The 20757-nt window shown below is 47.9% G+C and carries 20 protein-coding genes and 1 riboswitch; of the genes, 11 read left to right on the top strand and 9 right to left on the bottom strand.

What is annotated here, in order from left to right; genetic code table 11:
- Positions 1–2: 2 nt before the first annotated feature.
- The gene (prc, locus tag A9B99_RS02065; RefSeq protein ID WP_064594131.1) at positions 3–2042 is read left to right on the top strand and encodes a carboxy terminal-processing peptidase; all 2040 of its coding nucleotides are present in this window, start codon (positions 3–5) and stop codon (positions 2040–2042) included.
- A 320-nt stretch (positions 2043–2362) separates the two neighbouring features.
- Complete coding sequence (htpX, locus tag A9B99_RS02060; protein WP_064594130.1) at positions 2363–3244, top strand: protease HtpX; 882 nt, start codon at positions 2363–2365, stop codon at positions 3242–3244.
- Between the two features lie 104 nt (positions 3245–3348).
- On the opposite strand, the gene A9B99_RS02055 is transcribed toward htpX, so the two are convergent.
- Positions 3349–4722, bottom strand: coding sequence for an MFS transporter (locus A9B99_RS02055; protein ID WP_064594128.1), 1374 nt, complete (start codon positions 4720–4722; stop codon positions 3349–3351).
- A 177-nt stretch (positions 4723–4899) separates the two neighbouring features.
- Between A9B99_RS02055 and kdgR the strand changes: the two genes are divergently transcribed.
- Entirely contained in the window at positions 4900–5691 is a 792-nt protein-coding gene (gene kdgR, locus A9B99_RS02050) for a DNA-binding transcriptional regulator KdgR (RefSeq protein ID WP_064594125.1), read from the top strand.
- A 48-nt stretch (positions 5692–5739) separates the two neighbouring features.
- Here the strand turns inward: kdgR and A9B99_RS02045 are convergent, their stop codons facing one another.
- A complete protein-coding gene (locus A9B99_RS02045) occupies positions 5740–5982 on the bottom strand; it encodes a YobH family protein (protein WP_064594123.1) in 243 nt (80 codons plus the stop codon).
- A 156-nt stretch (positions 5983–6138) separates the two neighbouring features.
- Between A9B99_RS02045 and mgrB the strand changes: the two genes are divergently transcribed.
- The 7 genes from mgrB to rlmA all read left to right on the top strand — a co-directional run bounded on the left by mgrB (position 6139) and on the right by rlmA (position 11395).
- On the top strand, positions 6139–6282 hold the full coding sequence (gene mgrB, locus A9B99_RS02040) for a PhoP/PhoQ regulatory lipoprotein MgrB (protein ID WP_064595456.1): 144 nt from the start codon (positions 6139–6141) through the stop codon (positions 6280–6282).
- Positions 6283–6345: 63 nt separating this feature from the next.
- The gene (locus tag A9B99_RS02035) at positions 6346–6651 is read left to right on the top strand and encodes a YebO family protein (RefSeq protein ID WP_064594121.1); all 306 of its coding nucleotides are present in this window, start codon (positions 6346–6348) and stop codon (positions 6649–6651) included.
- A gap of 34 nt (positions 6652–6685) precedes the next feature.
- The gene (locus tag A9B99_RS02030; RefSeq protein WP_064594119.1) at positions 6686–7690 is read left to right on the top strand and encodes an MBL fold metallo-hydrolase; all 1005 of its coding nucleotides are present in this window, start codon (positions 6686–6688) and stop codon (positions 7688–7690) included.
- A gap of 485 nt (positions 7691–8175) precedes the next feature.
- Positions 8176–8307: a DUF2627 domain-containing protein gene (locus A9B99_RS23005; protein ID WP_074388751.1), complete on the top strand. Its 132-nt coding sequence runs from the start codon at positions 8176–8178 to the stop codon at positions 8305–8307.
- Positions 8308–8330: 23 nt separating this feature from the next.
- Positions 8331–8540 (top strand): transcription antiterminator/RNA stability regulator CspE, encoded by a 210-nt coding sequence (cspE, locus tag A9B99_RS02025; protein WP_036107273.1) that lies wholly within the window; start codon positions 8331–8333, stop codon positions 8538–8540.
- A gap of 225 nt (positions 8541–8765) precedes the next feature.
- Complete coding sequence (gene ftsI, locus A9B99_RS02020; RefSeq protein ID WP_064594117.1) at positions 8766–10511, top strand: peptidoglycan glycosyltransferase FtsI; 1746 nt, start codon at positions 8766–8768, stop codon at positions 10509–10511.
- 62 nt (positions 10512–10573) lie between these two features.
- On the top strand, positions 10574–11395 hold the full coding sequence (gene rlmA, locus A9B99_RS02015) for a 23S rRNA (guanine(745)-N(1))-methyltransferase (RefSeq protein WP_064594115.1): 822 nt from the start codon (positions 10574–10576) through the stop codon (positions 11393–11395).
- On the opposite strand, the gene mntP is transcribed toward rlmA, so the two are convergent.
- From mntP to manX, 5 genes are all read right to left on the bottom strand, one after another.
- Positions 11392–11958 (bottom strand): manganese efflux pump MntP, encoded by a 567-nt coding sequence (gene mntP, locus A9B99_RS02010; protein WP_064594113.1) that lies wholly within the window; start codon positions 11956–11958, stop codon positions 11392–11394. The two genes, rlmA and mntP, sit on opposite strands and share 4 nt — an antisense overlap.
- A 5-nt stretch (positions 11959–11963) precedes the next feature.
- A riboswitch (yybP-ykoY riboswitch) is annotated at positions 11964–12142 on the bottom strand.
- 186 nt (positions 12143–12328) lie between these two features.
- Positions 12329–12787 carry a DUF986 family protein gene (locus tag A9B99_RS02005; RefSeq protein ID WP_064594111.1) on the bottom strand — a complete coding sequence of 153 codons (459 nt, stop codon included), beginning with the start codon at positions 12785–12787 and terminating at the stop codon, positions 12329–12331.
- Positions 12788–12842: 55 nt separating this feature from the next.
- Positions 12843–13694 (bottom strand): PTS mannose transporter subunit IID, encoded by an 852-nt coding sequence (locus A9B99_RS02000; RefSeq protein ID WP_064595454.1) that lies wholly within the window; start codon positions 13692–13694, stop codon positions 12843–12845.
- Between the two features lie 12 nt (positions 13695–13706).
- Positions 13707–14507, bottom strand: coding sequence for a PTS mannose/fructose/sorbose transporter subunit IIC (locus tag A9B99_RS01995; protein WP_064594110.1), 801 nt, complete (start codon positions 14505–14507; stop codon positions 13707–13709).
- 72 nt (positions 14508–14579) lie between these two features.
- Positions 14580–15536: a PTS mannose transporter subunit IIAB gene (manX, locus tag A9B99_RS01990; protein ID WP_064594106.1), complete on the bottom strand. Its 957-nt coding sequence runs from the start codon at positions 15534–15536 to the stop codon at positions 14580–14582.
- Positions 15537–15973: 437 nt separating this feature from the next.
- Between manX and A9B99_RS01985 the strand changes: the two genes are divergently transcribed.
- Positions 15974–17527 carry a TerC family protein gene (locus A9B99_RS01985; protein WP_064594104.1) on the top strand — a complete coding sequence of 518 codons (1554 nt, stop codon included), beginning with the start codon at positions 15974–15976 and terminating at the stop codon, positions 17525–17527.
- 4 nt (positions 17528–17531) lie between these two features.
- On the opposite strand, the gene A9B99_RS01980 is transcribed toward A9B99_RS01985, so the two are convergent.
- Positions 17532–19103 carry an EAL domain-containing protein gene (locus A9B99_RS01980; protein WP_064594102.1) on the bottom strand — a complete coding sequence of 524 codons (1572 nt, stop codon included), beginning with the start codon at positions 19101–19103 and terminating at the stop codon, positions 17532–17534.
- 167 nt (positions 19104–19270) lie between these two features.
- Entirely contained in the window at positions 19271–20635 is a 1365-nt protein-coding gene (sdaA, locus tag A9B99_RS01975; RefSeq protein ID WP_064594100.1) for an L-serine ammonia-lyase, read from the bottom strand.
- Between the last annotated feature and the right edge of the window lie 122 nt (positions 20636–20757).

Here is a 20757-nt window from a genome sequence, read left to right as displayed (position 1 = left end):
GCATGAACAAAATTTTCAGGCTTTCGGCTTTTGCCGGGCTTTTTCTGTTGGTGGGCAATGCGCTTGCAGTAGAAGACATCACGCGCGTTGATCAGCTTCCAGTCCTGAAAGAGGAACCTCAGCACCCCACCGTCAGTGAACGAGTAACCTCGCGTTTTACGCGTTCTCACTACCGCCAGTTTGACCTGAACGCTGAGTTTTCTGGCAAAATTTTCGACCGCTACCTCAATCTTCTCGATTACAGTCACAATGTTTTGTTAGCCAGTGACATTACGCAATTTGAGAGCCGCAAGGGTACCATTGGTGACGAGCTGCGTAGCGGAAAACTGGATTTGTTTTATGATTTGTTCAATCTTGCACAAAAACGCCGCTTTGAGCGCTATGAATATGCGTTGCAAGTGTTGCAGCGGCCGATGGACTTTTCCAGCAATGAAACAATTAACCTCGACAGGCGTAAAGCACCCTGGCCGACTTCAGAGGCTGAATTAGATAAACTTTGGGACGCGAAAGTCAAATATGATGAGCTGAATCTCAAGCTCACAGGGAAAACTGACAAAGAGATTCGTGAAACGCTTACCCGGCGTTATAAATTTGCTATTCGCCGCCTGGCGCAGACGCGTAGCGAAGACGTTTTCTCATTAGCGATGACTGCCTTTGCGCATGAAATCGACCCACATACTAACTACCTTTCTCCCCGTAACACCGAACAGTTCAATACCGAGATGAGCCTCTCTCTTGAAGGGATTGGCGCTGTGTTGCAAATGGATGATGATTACACCGTGATTAATTCATTGGTGGCGGGAGGACCGGCGGCGAAGAGCAAGGCCATCAGTGTTGGCGACCGTATTGTTGGGGTCGGCCAGCCAGGTAAAGCCATGGTGGACGTTATTGGCTGGCGCCTGGATGATGTCGTGGCCCTGATTAAAGGCCCTAAAGGTAGTAAAGTTCGCCTTGAAATTTTACCAGCCGGTAAAGGCAGCAAAACCCGAACGGTGACGCTGACACGCGAACGTATTCGCCTTGAAGACCGGGCAGTGAAGATGTCTGTAAAAACTGTTGGCAACGAAAAAGTCGGCGTGCTCGATATCCCAGGCTTTTACGTTGGGCTGACTGATGACGTTAAAGTTCAGTTGCAAAAACTGGAGAAACAGAACGTCAATAGCATCATCATTGATTTACGCAGTAATGGTGGTGGAGCGCTCACAGAAGCGGTGTCACTGTCTGGCCTGTTTATTCCTTCTGGCCCGGTTGTTCAGGTGCGGGATAATAATGGTAAAGTGCGTGAAGACAGTGATACCGACGGGATTACTTACTATAAAGGTCCGCTGGTGGTGCTGGTTGACCGCTTTAGTGCCTCCGCATCAGAGATTTTTGCCGCTGCTATGCAGGATTATGGCCGGGCACTGATAGTGGGTGAACCAACCTTTGGTAAAGGGACCGTTCAGCAGTATCGTTCGCTCAACCGCATTTATGACCAGATGTTGCGCCCTGAATGGCCTGCTCTTGGCTCTGTTCAGTACACTATCCAGAAGTTCTATCGCATTAATGGTGGCAGTACGCAATTAAAAGGTGTTACACCCGATATCATGATGCCGACCGGAACGGAAAATACTGAAACAGGCGAGAAGTATGAAGATAACGCCTTACCCTGGGATAGCATTAAAGCCGCGCATTATACGAAAACCGGAAACCTGGCACCTTTCGAACCTGAGTTACTGAAGTTGCACCAGGCTCGGATCGCGAAAAACCCGGAATTTCAGTATATTATGAAAGATATTGCACGGTTTAACGCCAATAAGGATCACAGGAATATTGTGTCACTGAATCTTGCTCAGCGTGAGAAAGAGAACCAGGAAGATGATGCGCTGCGCCTGGCACGAATCAATGACCGCCTGAAGCGCGAAGGCAAACCACTGCTCAAAAAACTTGATGATTTGCCGAAAGATTATCAGGAACCGGATCCCTATTTAGATGAAACTGTCCATATTGCAATCGACCTTGCCAATATGGAAGCTGGTAAGCAGCCTGCTGCACAGAAGTAATGATACATTAATCCCCCTAAAGGCACACATTCGTGTGCCTTTTATTTAGTCACATTCTTCTATTGTTCTCTGGCCATGATATGCACGGGCTATGATGTGGGTGTTGCAAATATGTTGGTCAAAAATGATTTCTGTGGAGCCAGCTTTCCCGACACAAAACTCGTGGAGTTTGTTATGTATCTCGTCAGTAAATTAAGACAAAATGTAAAGTTATGTTTTTTTAAGCACTTGCCAGCATATGGCTCTTGAAAATGTACACGATACCCCTACGATGTGATTCATCGCGTAGAGCGTTTTGTTAAAACGAGGTAAATAAATATATGATGCGAATTGCGCTTTTCCTGTTAACCAACCTGGCCGTTATGGTGGTTTTCGGGCTGGTGCTGAGTCTGACCGGAATTCAGTCAAGCAGTGTCCAGGGGTTATTGATTATGGCCCTGCTGTTTGGCTTCGGTGGCTCTTTTGTATCGCTGCTGATGTCAAAATGGATGGCGTTACGTTCTGTCGGTGGGGAGGTGATTGAGCAACCCCGTAATGAAACCGAGCACTGGTTACTTGAAACTGTCCGTAGGCAGTCACAGCAAGTGGGGATTGCGATGCCGCAAGTAGCGGTATATCACGCCCCGGATATTAATGCATTTGCAACGGGTGCCCGTCGCGATGCGTCACTGGTCGCTGTCAGTACCGGGTTGCTGCAAAATATGAGCCGTGATGAAGCTGAAGCGGTTATTGCTCATGAGATAAGCCACGTCGCGAATGGTGATATGGTTACCATGACGCTTATCCAGGGGGTAGTAAATACCTTTGTTATCTTTATCTCGCGTATTCTCGCGCAAATTGCAGCCGGGTTCCTGTCAGGGAACCGTGATGACGGCGAAGAGACAAATGGCAACCCGCTGATCTATTTTGCGGTTTCAATGGTGCTCGAACTGGTGTTTGGTATCCTGGCGAGCATTATCACGATGTGGTTCTCCCGCTATCGTGAGTTCCATGCAGATGCCGGATCAGCGCGTTTGGTTGGCCGTGAAAAAATGATTGCGGCGCTCCAGCGACTGAAAACCAGTTACGAGCCTCAGGAAGCGAGCAGCATGATGGCGTTTTGCATTAACGGGAAGTCAAAAACATTAAGCGAATTATTTTTGTCTCACCCACCACTGGATAAACGTATTGAAGCGCTGCGTACCGGCCAGTACCTGAAATAATTCCGCTATAGGGTTCAACATAAAGGCGTGCTTTGGGCACGCCTTTTTTACATATACAGCCAGTGAACTGACACCAGCTCTGTTACCGGGAAACAAGGCAACTGTCAGCTTTCGGGTAATGTCTGTGTGACGCGCAAGCTGCTGACAATACATGCGGCGGTGGCAAAGCAACCAGCCATTATCAGTGCATATTGGGTTCCCTGAGTTGCAGAAAGATTCAGTGTTAACGCAACCAGCGCAGCACCACTACTTTGCCCAAGGAGTCTTGCCGTGCCCAACATGCCACTGGCACCACCGCTGCGGTTTTTCGGGGCTGAAACAATAATGGTATGGTTATTAGGCGACTGAAATAAGCCGAAACCAGCGCCACACAAGGCCATTCGCCAGATTATATCCACATCGGTTGGTGTGCCAGGCAAGAAGGCCAACGCAAACAACCCTGTCAGCATCAGAAGCATACCCAGGCCACCGAGCAGACCAGCATGGAAACGACCAATCAGGCGCCCGGCTAGTGGTGCCATCACCATGGTTGCCAGTGGCCATGGTGTTAATAACAACCCGGTTTCAACTTCGCTGCGCCCAATGGTCGACTGTAAGTAAAAAGGCAGTGCTACCAGAGCCAGCATTTGTGCGCAGAAGGAACATACAGAAGTGCACAGCGATAATGTGAACAGCGGAATGCGCAGCAGGTCAACTGGCAGCAGAGGCACGGTGAGCGTCAACTGGCGGCGAACGAAAAAGAACCCGATTAGCAGCGCGGCAACCAGTTCCGTGAGGGTAATAATCCCCGCCTGTTGCTGCGCAAACCCGCTTAACGCGGTAATCAACAACCCAAATGTCAGAGCGTTCATGATTGCACTGGGTAAGTCGAAGCTTTGTTTTCTGACACCTTGCGGATTGGGGGGTAAAAAACGGATAGCCAGCAACAGGGCAATAATTCCGGATGGAACGTTGACATAAAACAGCCAGTGCCAACTGGCGACGGAGAGTATTGCCGCAGCGACAGTTGGTCCTGCCGCCGCAGAGACTGCGACAATAAACGAATTAATCCCCATGCCGCGCCCTAACTGATACTGTGGGTAAATAAGCCGAATCAGTGCAGTGTTTACGCTCATCAGAGCTGCGCCACCAATTCCTTGCAGGACACGCGCTGCTGCAAGCATTTCAAGGTTGGGTGAAAGGGCACATAAAAACGATGTGGCAGTAAAACAGACCAGCCCGGCCTTGTAGACCCGGCGGTAACCAAACATGTCACCCAAAAAGGAGAATGTGAGTAAACTAATGACAATCGCGATTTGATAGGCGTTGACTATCCAGATAGAGGCCGCCTCAGAGGCATTCAGGTCACGGGCAATGGTGGGCAGGGCAACGTTGGCAATTGCGCCATCCAGGACGGCCATCATGATACCAATCGCTATTGTGGCTATTGCGCCGTAACGCTGGGGTAGTGGCAGGCCATCAGAAAGTGTTTTTTCCATAGAAAAATGTGAGCTGTACCGACATTGTAATGATAGTGCACATTATAACATTTATATATCTGCTATATGTCGCAGATTTGTAACGAATAAGCGATGACTCGTTGCGGGCAAGTTGTCATCCACATATACTAAAAAAAGGTTCTGAATTTTATAAAACATGCGCGATAGAGGTGATTAATGTCAGTGGCAGATCTGGATAAACAGCCTGATTCTGTATCTTCAGTGCTGAAGGTGTTTGGTATTCTTCAGGCGCTGGGTGAGGAGCGAGAGATTGGTATCACTGAACTGTCGCAACGCGTGATGATGTCAAAAAGCACAGTATACCGCTTTTTGCAGACCATGAAGTCGTTGGGTTATGTTGCCCAGGAAGGGGAGTCTGAAAAATATTCTCTGACCCTTAAGCTGTTTGAACTGGGGGCAAAAGCGTTACAAAACGTCGACCTCATTCGTAGCGCTGATCTGCAGATGCGGGAAATTTCCCGTTTAACGAAAGAAACGATTCACCTGGGTGCATTGGACGAAGACAGTATTGTTTATATCCATAAAATCGATTCAATGTACAATCTGCGCATGTATTCGCGTATTGGCCGCCGTAACCCGTTACACAGTACTGCCATTGGGAAAGTGCTGCTGGCCTGGCGCGATCGCGATGAAGTCTTGTCGATTCTTGAACATGTCGAATATACCCGCAGCACTGAGCGGACAATTTCCAGTACCGAAGAGTTACTTGAAGTGCTGGAGGTGGTCCGCAAACAAGGCTTTGGGGAAGATAACGAAGAGCAGGAAGAAGGGCTGCGTTGTATCGCTGTGCCGGTATTTGACCGCTTTGGTGTGGTGATCGCCGGGTTGAGTATTTCGTTCCCAACGTTGCGTTTCTCTGAAGATAAACTGCATGAATACGTCAGCATGCTGCACAATGCTGCGCGCATTATTTCCCAACAAATGGGTTATAACGACTACCCATTCTGAACAGCTCTGAGATGTGATAAACGCACCGGGTAGTCGGTGCGTTGTTGATTATCGCCCGGTATCGATAACTTCGTCAGTTTTACGTAACAGAGGGCAACTGGCGACACCAAAAAAATTGTTGTCAAGGTGCAGATACTGCGCAGACGTAATATGCCGGGCCGTCAGGTAGTTACACTTAATGCCAAGCCCGGCGGCATTTTCATGTGAACCAATTAATAAACCATACCCACTCACCAGCAGACCTGCCCACAATACCGCAAGAGCAATAACTAACCGAATAATCAGACGCATAAAACCTCTTTCTCATTGATATTATTCCAGTATCATCAATTCTTAAGGGGAATATGACAATATGATGAATCTGAAAAGCGTATCCTTTCTGTAGAGATGCTTGGTTTAAGATTAGCATGCTACCTTATTACCAATGTTCGATGACTGGAGAAGATGGTGAGAAAATACCGATGGGTACTCCTGGTGTTACTACTGTTAGCCTCGTTGCTGGTGTGGTTACAGGTTTTTAACGTGATGTGCGACCAGGATGTCCAGTTTTTCAGCGGTATTTGTACAATTAATAAGTACATCCCCTGGTAAATTTTATGTCGCTGGCCTTTCACTGTGGTGCTGGTGGTATAATGGTTTTTTTGAGGTGGTAAGATGGAAAATGTAATGAACCCGGGCACAGTGACACTCATGCCCCTGGTGATTTCGGCAATAATGGTTATCCTCGGTCTTGTTCTCTGGTTTTTTGTTAACCGTGCCAGTGTCAAAGCTAACCAGCAAATCGCGTTACTCAATACACTGGTTGAACAGCAGAAACGACAAATTGTGTTACTGCGCCGCTTGTGTGATGCCAATGAACAGGCTGAAGTCAGTCATGAAGATTCTGGTTCTGGGGCAGCTCCACAAGTAGCAGCACAAGAAAATGATGATGATTTCATCAGTCTGGTTGCTGAACGTTAAGTATTGAGCACTGTGAGCGGTGGCATTTGACAGTATGACCTGGATAAATCCCTGGTTTAACGACCGGAAAGCACATCACCGCATTGATGGTTTTGTGAATCTCGGCTCTGCTGCCAGCCACCGCCCCGGTGACCTTGATAAATGGCGAGCAGAACGCAAACGGGCGAAGTTACCTCATCCCCCAGTCTCAGGTTACGATGCGTTTATTCATACCTGGTGGCAGCGTGCCGATTTCTCGACAGAGAAAGATGGGATTTGGTGGCTGGGTCATGCTTCGATGCTTGCCCGTCTGAATGGCATTAATATCCTCATTGATCCAGTTTTTTCTCAGCGAGCATCACCGGTCTCTTTTGCCGGGCCGGTGCGTAAAACACCTCCCTGCACATCTGTTTCTGAGTTACCGCCAATCGGTGCTGTTGTTATTTCTCATAACCATTATGACCATCTCGACAGTACGACTATCCGCCAGTTAAAGCGTACCCATCCTCAGGCCTGTTATTTCGTTCCTCTCGGGTTGGGAAACTGGTTTTTGCGGCGAGGCATTCAGCAGGTTGTGGAACTCGACTGGATGCAGTCATATACCTGGCAGGGGCTGGTACTAACCGCAGTACCAGCCCAACACTGGAGCATGAGGACGCCCTGGAACCGTAACCGCTCCTTGTGGTGTGGATGGGTTATTGAAAGCGACCATTGCCGTTTTTGGTTCAGTGGTGACACGGGCTACTTTCCACAACTGTCTGATTTTGTATTGCGCATTGGTCAGCCGGATATGGTTGCCTTACCTGTCGGCGCTTATGCACCAGAATGGTTCATGCATCCGCATCACATGTCGCCCGAAGAAAGTGTTTCAGTATGGCAACAAATCGGCGAGCCATATGCTATCCCTGTCCATTGGGGAGTATTTGAACTTGGCGATGAATCCATTGATGAACCACCCGATAAACTACTGCAAGCATTGAAAAATAAAGGAGAAGATTCGAAATATTTCCAATGCTGCAGAATAGGTCAGTACCATGAGTTAATTAAAAATAACATCTAATTATAATTATATTCTTTTTTCTATATTTCCAGTTGGCGGCTGAACTGATTTTCTTTATTCATGGATAAAGAAATAATTGCATTATTTTGATGCAGGTTCATTAAATTGTCATTATTTTGGTGCATGTTCCAGAATGGAATCTGAATCACATTATTGCGTTGAGTCGGGTATTGTTAAGCAAATTGAAACTGCATAGGTATGCGCTGTAATCATCCAGTAGAATTTTCTATATCTATTTTCAGAGAGTGGCTGGACGCAGGGAACTGATTGGTCTATGTTAGGAAAGTCACATAAATATAGCTGCACAGTCACAGAATTAACCGTGACCATAAGTTTTGTTTAATGAGTATTTGCGCATAACTGTGCACTCATGAAAACTAACTTACTGAATTTGTGCGGTAGATCGATGCAAGTTTAAAAATGGCTTGCCATTATAAACGTTGTATGTGATAACACTTTGAGTCAAACGAGGTACAGTTCTGTTTATGTGTGGCATTTTCAGTAAAGAAGTTTTGAGTAAACACGTTGTCGTTGAATACCACTTCTCTGCCGAACCTTTTATTAGTGCCTCAAGCAGTAATGTCTCTGTTTTATCTCAGGTATGCCTGTGGGCGTAGAAACAAACTAAGGAAATTTAGAAATGGCAAAGATCAAAGGTCAAGTTAAGTGGTTCAACGAAGCAAAAGGTTTTGGTTTCATTACTCCAGCTGATGGCAGTAAAGATGTGTTTGTGCACTTCTCTGCAATCCAGGGTAATGGCTTCAAAACTCTGGCTGAAGGTCAGAACGTAGAGTTCGAAATTCAGGATGGTCAGAAAGGCCCGGCAGCGGTTAACGTTGTAGCACTGTAAGTTGCATGGCGCAAGCCACGCAAGTACACCACAATTCAAAAGCCTCGCTTATAGCGGGGCTTTTATCTTTCTATTGTTTGGCCGTATGTTACAAAATATTTCACAGCGTGCCTCTGTTTGTGTCTTGTTGCAATATCGTGAAGGTATTAGCACAGTTTTCTCCCTTTCTGATTGTGGTTAGGTTTTAATTTCATCGTCATTTTTATCGTTTCAGAAGGGATATGCGTGAAGAAAAATCCTGTGTTGCCAACGGGTAACTTCATTTCATGGCGTTTCGGGTTGTTGTGCTTTGCTATATTGTTGAGCCTGGTATTGCTACTTGGCCGGGTTGGCTGGTTACAAATCATTTCACCCGAGCCGTTGGTGCAACAGGAAGATATGCGTTCGTTACGGGAGGAGCCCATTGTCATGCCGCGTGGCATGATAGAAGACCGTCACGGTGACCCACTGGCAGTTAGTGTTCCGGTGGAAGCAATCTGGGCGGATCCCAAGACGGTTATAGCAAAAGGCGGTGTTCAGGTGAATGACCGCTGGCAGGCGTTGGCCAGTGCCCTTAAAATTTCGCTTAATACGCTGTCACGGCGGATCAACCGTGATCCACAAGGGCGCTTTATCTACCTTGCCCGTCAGGTTGATCCTGAAAAGGCTCGCTGGATAGATAAATTGAATCTTCCTGGAATTAATTTACGGGAAGAGTCGCGCCGTTTTTACCCTTCCGGACATATCGCCTCAAACCTGTTGGGCTTTACCAATATAGATGGGCAGGGCATTGAAGGTGTGGAAAAAAGCTTTAATAGCCAGTTACTCGGCAAAGAAGGAAAGCGGCTGGTGCGTAAAGACCGCTATGGGCATGTGGTGGAAAATATCACTGAGGTGCCAGGCACACCAGCCCATAACATTATTCTCAGCATCGACAAACGGTTGCAGACAGTAACTGAAGATGCGTTGAGTAACGCTGTTCGCTGGAATAAAGCCGATTCGGGGGCATCAGTGCTGATTGACGTGCGTACTGGGGAAATTTTGGCTATGGCGAGTTACCCAACTTATAACCCAAATAATCGTGACGGCGCGAAACTGGATGATTTCCGCAACCGGGCTATTAGCGACACATTTGAACCCGGTTCTACAGTCAAGCCAATGGTGATAATGACTGCTTTAAAAGCGGGTATTGTCAAACCTGATGATGTGATTGATACCCACCCTTATGTTGTCGATGGCCACCGTATTCGTGATGTTGGCTGGTACCCGGAATTATCACTAACGGGTATTTTGCAAAAGTCGAGTGATACCGGGGTATCGCACTTATCACTGGCAATGCCAATAAAGGATTTGATCACCACTTATAAGGCTTTTGGTTTTGGGCAAAGCACCGGTCTGGGATTGACTGGGGAAAGTTCAGGCTACATGCCAAACCGGCGTTTCTGGAGCCAACTGGACCGCGCGACGTTCTCATTTGGTTACGGCATGATGGTGACACCTCTACAACTTGCTCATGTCTATGCCACGATAGGCAGCTTTGGTATTTCCCGACCGCTTTCCATAACCCGCGTCGACCCACCGGTTGTTGGTACACGCGTAATGCCAGAAAAGATTGTTCATGAAGTAGAACACATGATGGAAAGTGTGGCTTTACCTGGTGGTGGAGGTATTAAGGCCGCAGTCAAAAATTACCGGGTTGCGGTTAAAACGGGGACGGCGAAAAAAATCGGCCCTGACGGGAAATATATTGATAATTATATCGCATACACTGCCGGGGTTGCACCTGCAAGTAACCCGCGTTTTGCACTGGTTGTGGTAATCAATAACCCTTCAAACGGCCAGTATTATGGCGGTGCGGTCTCAGCCCCGGTATTCAGCCAGATAATGGGTGATGTTTTGCGCCTTGAGAATGTTGAACCTGATGGTATACCTGCCGGTGATCCTAATCTGATAGTCCTTGGGCACAGTGATGACAGCCATCCCGCCTTGTAAAACCATTTGCTGCGCGCAGGCTTGCAGGTAAACTGCGCACAGTAAGTTTGACAGGAGTGGTTATGTTGTATTTGTGTCCGCTGTGCCACACGAAACTACACAGCGAGAATAAAAGTATGGTATGCAGTGCCGGCCACCGTTTTGATCTGGCGCGTGAGGGGTATATCAATTTATTACCGGTTCATCACAAACGGTCAAAAGACCCTGGTGATAACACCGAAATGATACAGGCCCGGCGTGAATTTCTGGACAGCGGGCATTATCAGCCATTGCGATCGTTTATCACCAGTCGACTGGCACACTGGTTGCCAGAAAACGCGCCCGCTTTGCTGGATATTGGCTGTGGCGAAGGGTATTACACCAGTGAGTTTGCGCAGTGGGTCAACGAACGGCAGGGCAGTTGCTACGGGCTTGATGTATCAAAAGTAGCTATTCGCATGGCTGCCAAACGTTATGATTCTGTTCACTTTTGTGTCGCCTCCAGCCAGCGCCTGCCATTTGAAGAGAACAGCCTGGATGGAGTGGTGCGCATCTACGCGCCCTGTAACAGTAAGGAGTTACAGCGGGTAGTCAAACCCGGTGGTGTCGTCATTACCGCCACACCGGGCCCGAAACACTTGTATGAACTTAAGGCACTGATTTACCCGCAGGTGCGTTTGCATCCGGAACACAGCGAACAGTTGCCGGGGTTCCGGCTGGCAGAATCACTGCCATTACAGACAAATTTGCAGCTAACTGGCCTGCAAGCCTGGTCGCTGCTACAGATGACCCCATTTGCCTGGCATGCCAGTGAAGAAACCAAAGCTGAGTTAGCTGACAGAGCATCGTTTACCTGTAAAGCAGATTTCCTGGTTCAGGTATGGCAACGGAAGCAGGTGGTTTAACCCGCAAAATGGGCCCACAAAATTTCACACCCGATACCAATCAGCACCAGACCACCAAGGATTTCAGCCCGTTTACCCAGTAGCGGGCCTATAAAGCGGCCAACCATCATACCCAGTGTGGACATTACCAGAGTGGCGCAACCAATCATCAGCGCCATGTGGATGATGTTGACATTAAGAAAAGCCAGGCCCACACCCACAGCCATTGCATCCAGGCTGGTTGCCACAGCGGTGGTAGCCAAAAGCCAAAAACTATGGCGTGCAATTGGCTCTGCGTCATCATCGGTTTCGCCACGGATCCCTTCAATAAGCATGCGCACACCAAGAAACAGCAATAGCAGGAAGGCAATCCAGTGATTCCAGGTGAGAACAAATTGGCTCGCGACCAGCCCTAATCCCCAACCAATAAGGGGAGTCAGTGTTTCTATAGAACCAAAGATAATACCGGTACGCAGCGCTTCGCTGAATTTGGGTTTATGGAGAGTTGCCCCTTTGCCAATTGCTGCCGCAAATGCGTCCATTGACATACCAAGGGCGAGAAGAATCATTGCTGAAAGATTCATAAAGCATCCTGACCGGGGAATTGACAAAGACCAGCACAGCGCCCCCAGTAAACAGCGCCGATAACTGTCTTTGGTCTCGCCTGACTGTGCTGATCACAGCCCGTACGCGCCACGTTATTTAAACGAGTATGTTGACACGTACATTCCCAATAAAGGAAATCAGCTACTCCCCAATGATGCGCGCACCTTAACATAATTTTAGGGAGTAAAACAATATTGATATTTTCTTGAAAATGATAACTATTTTCAATTGTGAGTAAATAAGAATAGTCTATTAATGAAGTTGACTGAATCGGCAGCAGAATATGAATAAAAAATAAGCCTTGTTATGCATTACGGTATAATACATAGACAAGGCTATATATATAATTTATTGATTATTAACAATAAATTTATATATCTTTTCAAGATCGTCTATATTTCTGACGCAGATCAATAATTGGCGTTCGCCTAACTGAAAAACCAGTACTCCATCTTCAGATAAATTCATCGCAGTTATTTTCGAGTAGGGAGTCCAAAACCCACTAAAAAAGAAACCTGCTTTTTTGAACCGAATCCGGGGAGTTCTTATCCAAAATATATAGAAACCAACCAGCGCCAGCGCACTTAATAACCATGTGGTAAAGGTTGAGCCATGAGCATGGATGTTGTTTCCAATAAGGATGGCGACCAGAATGACAAAAATCATTCCGTCAGCCCGGCTACGGCGTAGCAAAGGAATCGAGAGCAGAGTGGGGGATTTGAGGTGGTTAATGAGTATTTCGTCGTAAAGAGCAAAGGCGAAAAAGGCAAGCGTTAAAACCAGAATGACGATATCCGTAAACGACATAGGTTATCCCTGTCTGCATGCAGGCCGGGGCGCACCCCGGCCTTGTGTCTTACAGTTACAGGCCCAACAGACCAATAGCGTAACCAACAATACCAATTACAAAGAACCCAATAATAATCCACAGTGGGTTAACTTTACGGCGTAGCAACCACATACAGGCAAAAGTGAGCAGTAGCGGCACCAGGCCTGGCATTAGCTGGTCAAGAATGTTCTGTACCGTCGTAACTTTCTCTGCACCTGTCTGGTCGGTTATCTTTGACACAACCATGGGGATATTTACATGGGTCCATTTATTAACTAGCGCACCCATGACAAACAGACCCAGTATAGACGCCCCCTCGGTCATTTTCTGCAGGAAGCCGCCGCCCATATCTTTAACAATATCAATACCTTTGCGGTAACCATAAGCCACACCGTAATAACGGGTAAGCAGGCGTACCAGGTTAAACAGTACAAAGAACAGTACAGGCCCCAGCAGACTACCACTCATAGCAATACCGGCGCCGAGTGCAGCAAACACCGGGCGAACGGTACCCCAGAATATCGGGTCACCTACACCTGCCAGTGGTCCCATCAGACCCACTTTGATGCCGTTAATCGCAGCATCGTCGATTTCCGCACCGTTGGCACGCTGTTCTTCCATTGCCAGCGTAACGCCGAGTACCGGTGCTGCAACATAAGGATGGGTGTTAAAAAATTCCAGATGTCGCTTGATTGCCTGGCGGCGTGCCTCATTGTTTTCTGGGTACAGGCGGCGAATCACCGGCACCATCGAAAAGCAGAAACCGAGCGCCTGCATACGTTCAAAGTTCCATGACCCCTGGAAGAGATTGGAGCGAATGAATACGCCACGAATATCCCCTGGAGTGAGTTTTTTCTCAGTAGTCGTTTTAGTCATGTCAACCATATCGCTCACCTATTAATCCAGTTCGTTATCAAGGTCATTTGCGCCAGATGTATGCGCAGGTGCAGCCGCAGAGCGGTTATATTTCGGGCTGAGCTGGATGTAGAGAATTGCCATTACAGCACCAATTACGCCCAGTGCAACAAGGTTGAAATTGGTGAATGCAGCGGTGACGAACCCCAAATAGAAGAACGGCATCAGATAACCTGCACGCATCATGTTGATGACCATCGCATAACCAACTACAACAATCATGCCACCGGCAATATTAAGGCCACTGGTGACAACTTCTGGCAGTGCGTTGAGCATGTGCTGAACTTCACTGGTTCCGACAGAAATAGCCACGATAACGGCCGGAATAGCGATACGCATCGCCTGAAGCAGTAAAGCTGAAACGTGTATCCAGGAAAGTGCGCTCAGGTTACCTTTTTCAGCCGCGCTGTCTGCTGCATGTTGGAAACCCACTGTAATGGTACGAACAATGATAGTCAGTACCTGCCCTGCAGCAGCCAGAGGGATTGCCAGAGCAATACCTGCACCGATACTTTGGTGACCAGCAATAACCAGAATGGTTGAAATAATTGATGCCAGTGCTGCGTCAGGCGCAACTGCTGCACCAATGTTCATCCACCCCAGGGCAATCATTTCCAGCGTACCACCAATGATAATCCCGGTTTTCATATCACCCAGTACGGCCCCAATGAGGGTACAGGCGATAAGAGGCCGGTGAAACTGGAATTCATCCAGTATGGATTCCATACCGGCAATACAAGCGACAACAAACACCAGCACAATTTGAAGAGTAGTAATCTCCATTGTACTTCTCCTATAACGTAAACAGACTGAATACCGAAACCGTCGTCACAAGGCGGACGGCCCTGGGCGTGATTATTCCTTACCGACTTTGTTGATGAGTTCCATCATCTTGAGTTTCGGGTCATTAGAGACTTTACGTACTTCCAGCTCAATACCCCGTGCATTTAGTTTGCGGAATGCCTCAATATCCTTCTCATCAACGGAGACGGCGTTGTTTACCTGAGTTTTCCCTTGCCGATAAGCCATACCCCCAATATTGACGGTTGTGATTTTCACCCCTTGTTCAACAATGCGTTCAACATCTGTTGGGTTAGTGAACAGCAACATGACACGTTCACCGGCATATTTTGGGTTATTGTAGACACGGATCATTTTTGCAATGTCCACAACATGGGCAGTTACCCCGGGCGGGGCTACCTGGGTGAGCAACGTTTTACGGACGGTATCAGCAGCCACTTCATCACTAACAACAATAATACGGTTGACGTTGGTCTCTTTCGTCCAGCGTGTTGCAACCTGTCCGTGAATCAGGCGGTCATCAATACGCGCCAGGCCAATAACCATATAGTCGGCGTCTGTCATGGGTTTCGCCGGTGCTGCAGCGGGTTTTGGTTTCGCGGGTTTAGCTACGGGCTGAGCTTTAAGTGCCTTAACGCCTTCCCGGCCTGTTTCCACCGCGATATTAACCAGTTCATCAAATGAAGGATTATCATCACGCGCCATCAGCGTTTCGACCAGCATCGGGATGTTAACCCCGGCGATGACCTCGTGGTTTTCTTTGTCAACAACAATTCGGCTGGCAGCATTGAATGGGCTGCCACCCCAGGTATCCACAAGAAAAAGGACGCCTTTCCCAGTTTCCAGTTTTGCTAATTGAGCCTGGTATTTTTCGATAATGGTTTCCGCATTTTCACCGGGAACAAAATCGATCCAGCCAACGTTTTCTTGCTCGCCTAGCAACATTTCGGCAGTTTTGAGCAATTGCTCAGCTGCCCAACCGTGTGTGCCTATGACAATAGCAATGGTCACTTGCTACCTCCTGTTCGCCCTTGTAAACACTATGGGGATGCAAAATTTCAACGTTATGAATTGATTAAATAATGAAATCATCAGCGAGATTTATTTTAGATAGTAAAAAAATAAATTATGTGACTCAGGTCGTTAATTTACGGATAACTTAATTTTCAATTGCATTGTTAATTATCCTGCAGAAAAATGAGGGTTTTATTGCAAGCTTAGGTAAAAATTAACCAATAGTTATAATTTATTGTTAGGATAAACATCCTTTTTACATTTGGAGTGCAGGGTAAGCCCTACTTTATGGATCGTCACCGACGTTTCTTTACCTCTCGAACTGCCCAGTCGGGTGTTCTTTATTCAACCTCACACCAGTCTGGTGGTGAGCCGCAAAAAAAATGCTCCAGCACTAAAGCGTTGTTATCTGCCTCGGGTTACAGGAGTCATTGATGGAAATGTTAATGGATCCGTCTGTCATTGTGGGATTGCTGACACTGGTGGTACTTGAAATTGTACTGGGTATCGACAATTTAGTGTTTATAGCTATCCTGGCAAATAAATTACCTCCGGCGCAACGGGATAAGGCTCGTGTTATTGGCCTGTCGCTTGCGCTTGTGATGCGCCTGTTATTGCTGTCATTGATCTCCTGGGTTGTGACACTTACCACGCCACTGTTTAGTCTGGCATCGTGGTCATTTTCTGGGCGGGACCTGATAATGCTGGTGGGAGGGCTGTTCTTGCTGTTCAAAGCAACCACTGAGTTACACGAACGGCTGGAAAACCGCCCACATGATGACAGCCACGGGAAAGGGTATGCCAGTTTTAGTGCTGTGGTACTGCAAATTGTTGTACTGGATGCGGTGTTCTCGCTTGATGCGGTAATTACTGCCGTGGGTATGGTTAATCACCTACCCGTGATGATGGCGGCGGTCGTCATCGCAATGGTCATCATGTTACTGGCATCACGTCGGCTGACGCTTTTTGTTAACGCGCATCCGACAGTAGTGGTGTTATGCCTGAGTTTTTTGCTCATGATTGGCCTTAGTCTGGTGGCGGAAGGATTTGGTTTTCATATCCCGAAAGGCTATTTATATGCAGCAATTGGCTTCTCTATCTTAATTGAGAGTTTCAACCAGATAGCACACCGTAATGCGGTGCGCCAGCATGCTCATCTACCTTTACGCGCCAGAACTGCCCGCGCAATTCTGGGGCTGATGGGCAAACGCCGTCTATCTGGCAATGTGGCAGAACATGAACCCCCCGAACGTCAGGAAGAACTGTTTGTTGACGAAGAACGTTATATGATTAATGGCGTACTGAGTCTGTCATCGCGCTCATTACGCACTATCATGACGCCTCGCAATGACATTAGTTGGGTGGATGCGACGCGTGGGGCGAATGATGTGCGTGACCAGGTGATGTCATCGCCCCACAGTCTGTTCCCTGTTTGCCGCGGTGAACTGGATGAACTTATTGGTGTAGTAACCGCGAAGTCGTTGTTGGCAGCTCTAAACAAAGGTGAAGATATTGCCGCTGTCGCAGCCTCTTCTCCGGGTATAGTAGTGCCGGAAACACTGGATCCCATCAGTTTGCTGGGTATATTGCGTCGTGCCCGGGGGAGTTTCGTTATCGTCAGTAATGAGTTTGGTGTTATCCAGGGGCTGGTGACGCCGCTGGATGTGTTGGAAGCCATTGCTGGCGAGTTTCCGGACGCGGATGAGACCCTGGATATTCAGCCAGACCAAAATGGCTGGCTGGTGAAAGGCAGTACGGATTTACATGCGCTGGAAAATTACCTTGGCCTGGAAGAACGCCTGACTGAGGAGAACGGTGTGGCGACGGTTGCTGGCCTGGTTATTGCCAACGAAGGCAAAATGCCGCAGGCTGGCGATAAGCTGTACATTGCCAGCCTGGTGATTACTATCCTTGAAGTGAATGCGTACCGGGTGGAGCAGGTGCACATTGCGCGTGACCCAATGCTGACAGGCAGCCTGTCCGGGTAAGGCATTACTCTCCTGCCGGTGACGGGCCGGCCTGTTCATACCGGGCCAGCCAGTCACTGAATTCCTCAACGGGCATTGGCTCGCCATAAAGAAAACCCTGCAGCGTTGATACTCCATGTTCGCGCAAGTACTTTGCCTGTTCATGATTTTCGATACCTTCAGCAATCATATCAATATGCAGGCGATGCCCGAGCGCAATAATCAAATCAATAACAGGCGTGTTTACTGCATCTGAACCGATGGCTGCAACAAAGCTTTTATCAATCTTAAGAATATCCGGTTTAAGCATTTCCAGACGCTGTAATGAGCTGTGTCCGGTACCGAAATCGTCGATAGCAAGTTTAACGCTCAATGCTTTCATTGCTGATATATACTGGATATCTTCATCTTCCAGCCTGTCACGCTCTGTCAGTTCCATCACCAGTTGTTGCACGGGCTTCTGTGCACTCCAGTATTGCTTAATGTCGTCGAGTATCTCGCCACGTTGAAAATGGTTTGCAGCGACATTTATACCAATATGGAAATCAGCTTCTTCGGGAAAACAGTCAGTACGAATAGCCGTTTCATACAACACATAGCGTGTGAGGCTGGCAACCTGGCCGATTTCTTCAGCAATAGGGATAAATGTTTCTGGTGAGACTGGGCCCTGACGGGGATTATCCCAGCGTAAGAGTATCTCAACACCAGTACATTTTAGCGTTGCAGAGTTAAATAATGGCTGGCAGTAAATCTCAAACTCTTTAGCTGCAATTCCGGTTTGCAGCTCGCGGGTGAAACTCAGTCGTTTAGTCGTCGTTATCAAAATTGCCCACATTGCAAACAGTGAACACAATAATGCCAGAGGAAGTTGAGAAGGCAGATCCCTGATGGCAAGACGAGTTATTGACGGGCCAATTAGTGAGATGGAAATGCCAGGGATAGACAACTGTGTAGTGGATATGGACTCGCCAGGCTGCGGTGCCAGTTTCTGGCTAAGCCCTTTACCATGGATAAACCAGGTATCCCCAACATCGATGGCAAGTTTAGCGCCAGAATCTGATTGTGTGACCCAGAGTAAATCAGCCAGGTAGCCTACATTCACCACTTGCAGGCTGCCACTCATCCCATCTGCTGACGTGGGTAACCAAATAGCCAGAACGGGATCATGTTGTGGTAATAGCCTGTCCTGCTCAAGCCAGATATGCCTGGATACAGACGGGAACCAGGGCTGCCGGCTTTTAAGTGGAACGTGACGCTCCCCAAACAAACTTGAGCAGGTTACCTCACCATTATGTACCAGAGCGATGGCTCGCAAAGAGGGCCGGGCAACAACGTACTCGCGTAATTTTAGTGAGGCATCCTGGCAACTGGCAGTTAAAAGCGAAGCGGGCAGTTGCAATGCCATTAATGGCGTAAGTGTGGTATCCAGTGCGTGGCGCGCCTGTTGTTGCAAGGTGAGGCGTGCAGCCTGATGCGTTGTCTTATTCAGGAAGAAGCAGACAGAAAGTGTCGCCACTACTACCACAAAACCGAGAACCAGGCAGAGAATAATCCGTTTACGCTGATGCTGATGAACCATCCGTTGGGCGCTGAGCATGCCGTTTGCCTTAAGTAACCTGATGGTAATGCAGAATAATTTTAGTGTAGTGGAAATAGTTACAGGGTTAAAAAAATATCCAGGATTTGTTCTTATTATTATAAGGCTAAGGTTGCCAGCCGTGCTGTATCGTGAGCCGGCTGGCTGAAAAGAAGGTGTATGGGCAGTCAGTCGCACTGAACTTTGATTGCCAACCCACCACGGGATGTTTCCCGGTATTTAGCATTCATATCTTTGCCGGTTTCGTACATTGTCTCGATAACTTTATCCAGTGAAACGCGGGGTTCGGAAGTGCGACGCAGAGCCATGCGCGCGGCATTGATAGCTTTAACTGCCGCGATAGCGTTACGTTCAATACAGGGCACCTGCACCTGGCCTGCCACCGGGTCACAAGTCAGCCCAAGGTTATGTTCCATTCCTATTTCTGCGGCAACACAAACTTGCTCAGGGCTGCCACCCAATAATTCAGCCAGACCCGCAGCAGCCATAGAACAGGCAACACCCACTTCACCCTGGCAACCGACTTCTGCGCCAGAAATAGAAGCATTCATTTTGAACAATGTGCCAATTGCACCGGCAGCCAGGAAGTAACGGATTGCGATATCCGGACTTACCGATTCAATGAAATGGTCGTAGTAACTCAATACTGCGGGAACAATACCGCAGGCGCCATTTGTCGGGGCTGTCACCACACGTCCGCCAGCGGCATTTTCTTCGTTCACAGCCAGTGCAAACATATTGACCCAGTCAATAACATTCATTGGGTCATTGGACAGTTTACCACTGGACATCAGTAAGCGACGCAGTGCGGATGCCCGGCGGGGAACACGCAATGGGCCCGGCAACACACCCTCGGTATTCATGCCCCGGTCAATACAGGCACGCATGGTGTGCCAGATAACATCAAAATAGTCATCAATATCTTTGCGTGAATGCAAAGACAGCTCATTTTTAAGCACTAAACCAGACAGCGATAACCCGGTTTCTTTACAGTGGGTGAGCAGTGATTTGGCTGAATCAAATGGATAGGGAACGGTGACAGGGGAGACATCCGCCTGGCCAAAATGTTCTTCATCAACAATAAAACCCCCACCAATAGAGTACCAGGTTTTACTGTAAATCAGCGAGGTTTGGTCCCAGGCATGAATTTGCATCCCATTTTCATGAAGAGGCAGGTTCTCACTATGAAAACGCATGCCATCATCTTTTGGAAAATCCACTTCAGCCTGACCGCCAGCGATCAAGAGCCTTCCACGATTTTCAACGTCGCGAATGAATGCAGGTATGGAATCAATGTCAACGTTATCCGGCTGATTGCCTGCCAGCCCCATAATAATGGCAATATCGGTATGGTGCCCTTTACCAGTCAATGACAGGGAACCATAGACATCAACCGCAATACGGCTTACCCGGTCAATCAGCCCGAGCGTGACGAGGTCATCGGCAAATTGTTTCCCCGCTTTCATGGGGCCGACAGTATGAGAGCTGGACGGGCCGATACCCACTTTAAACATGTCGAAGACACTAATCACGAATTCACTCCTGAATAAACGCTGATATATGGCAGAAAACTGGGCTAAGTGTAAAAGTTTATCGCTACCGGTAGGAAACTATTCACATGAATTTAACTAATGAATACGCTCAATTTCGCTAA

The organism is Mangrovibacter phragmitis (assembly GCF_001655675.1).
Lineage (GTDB): Bacteria > Pseudomonadota > Gammaproteobacteria > Enterobacterales > Enterobacteriaceae > Mangrovibacter > Mangrovibacter phragmitis.
The sequence above is the reverse complement of the archived record's forward strand: the minus strand, read 5'-3'. Positions and strand labels throughout refer to the sequence as shown.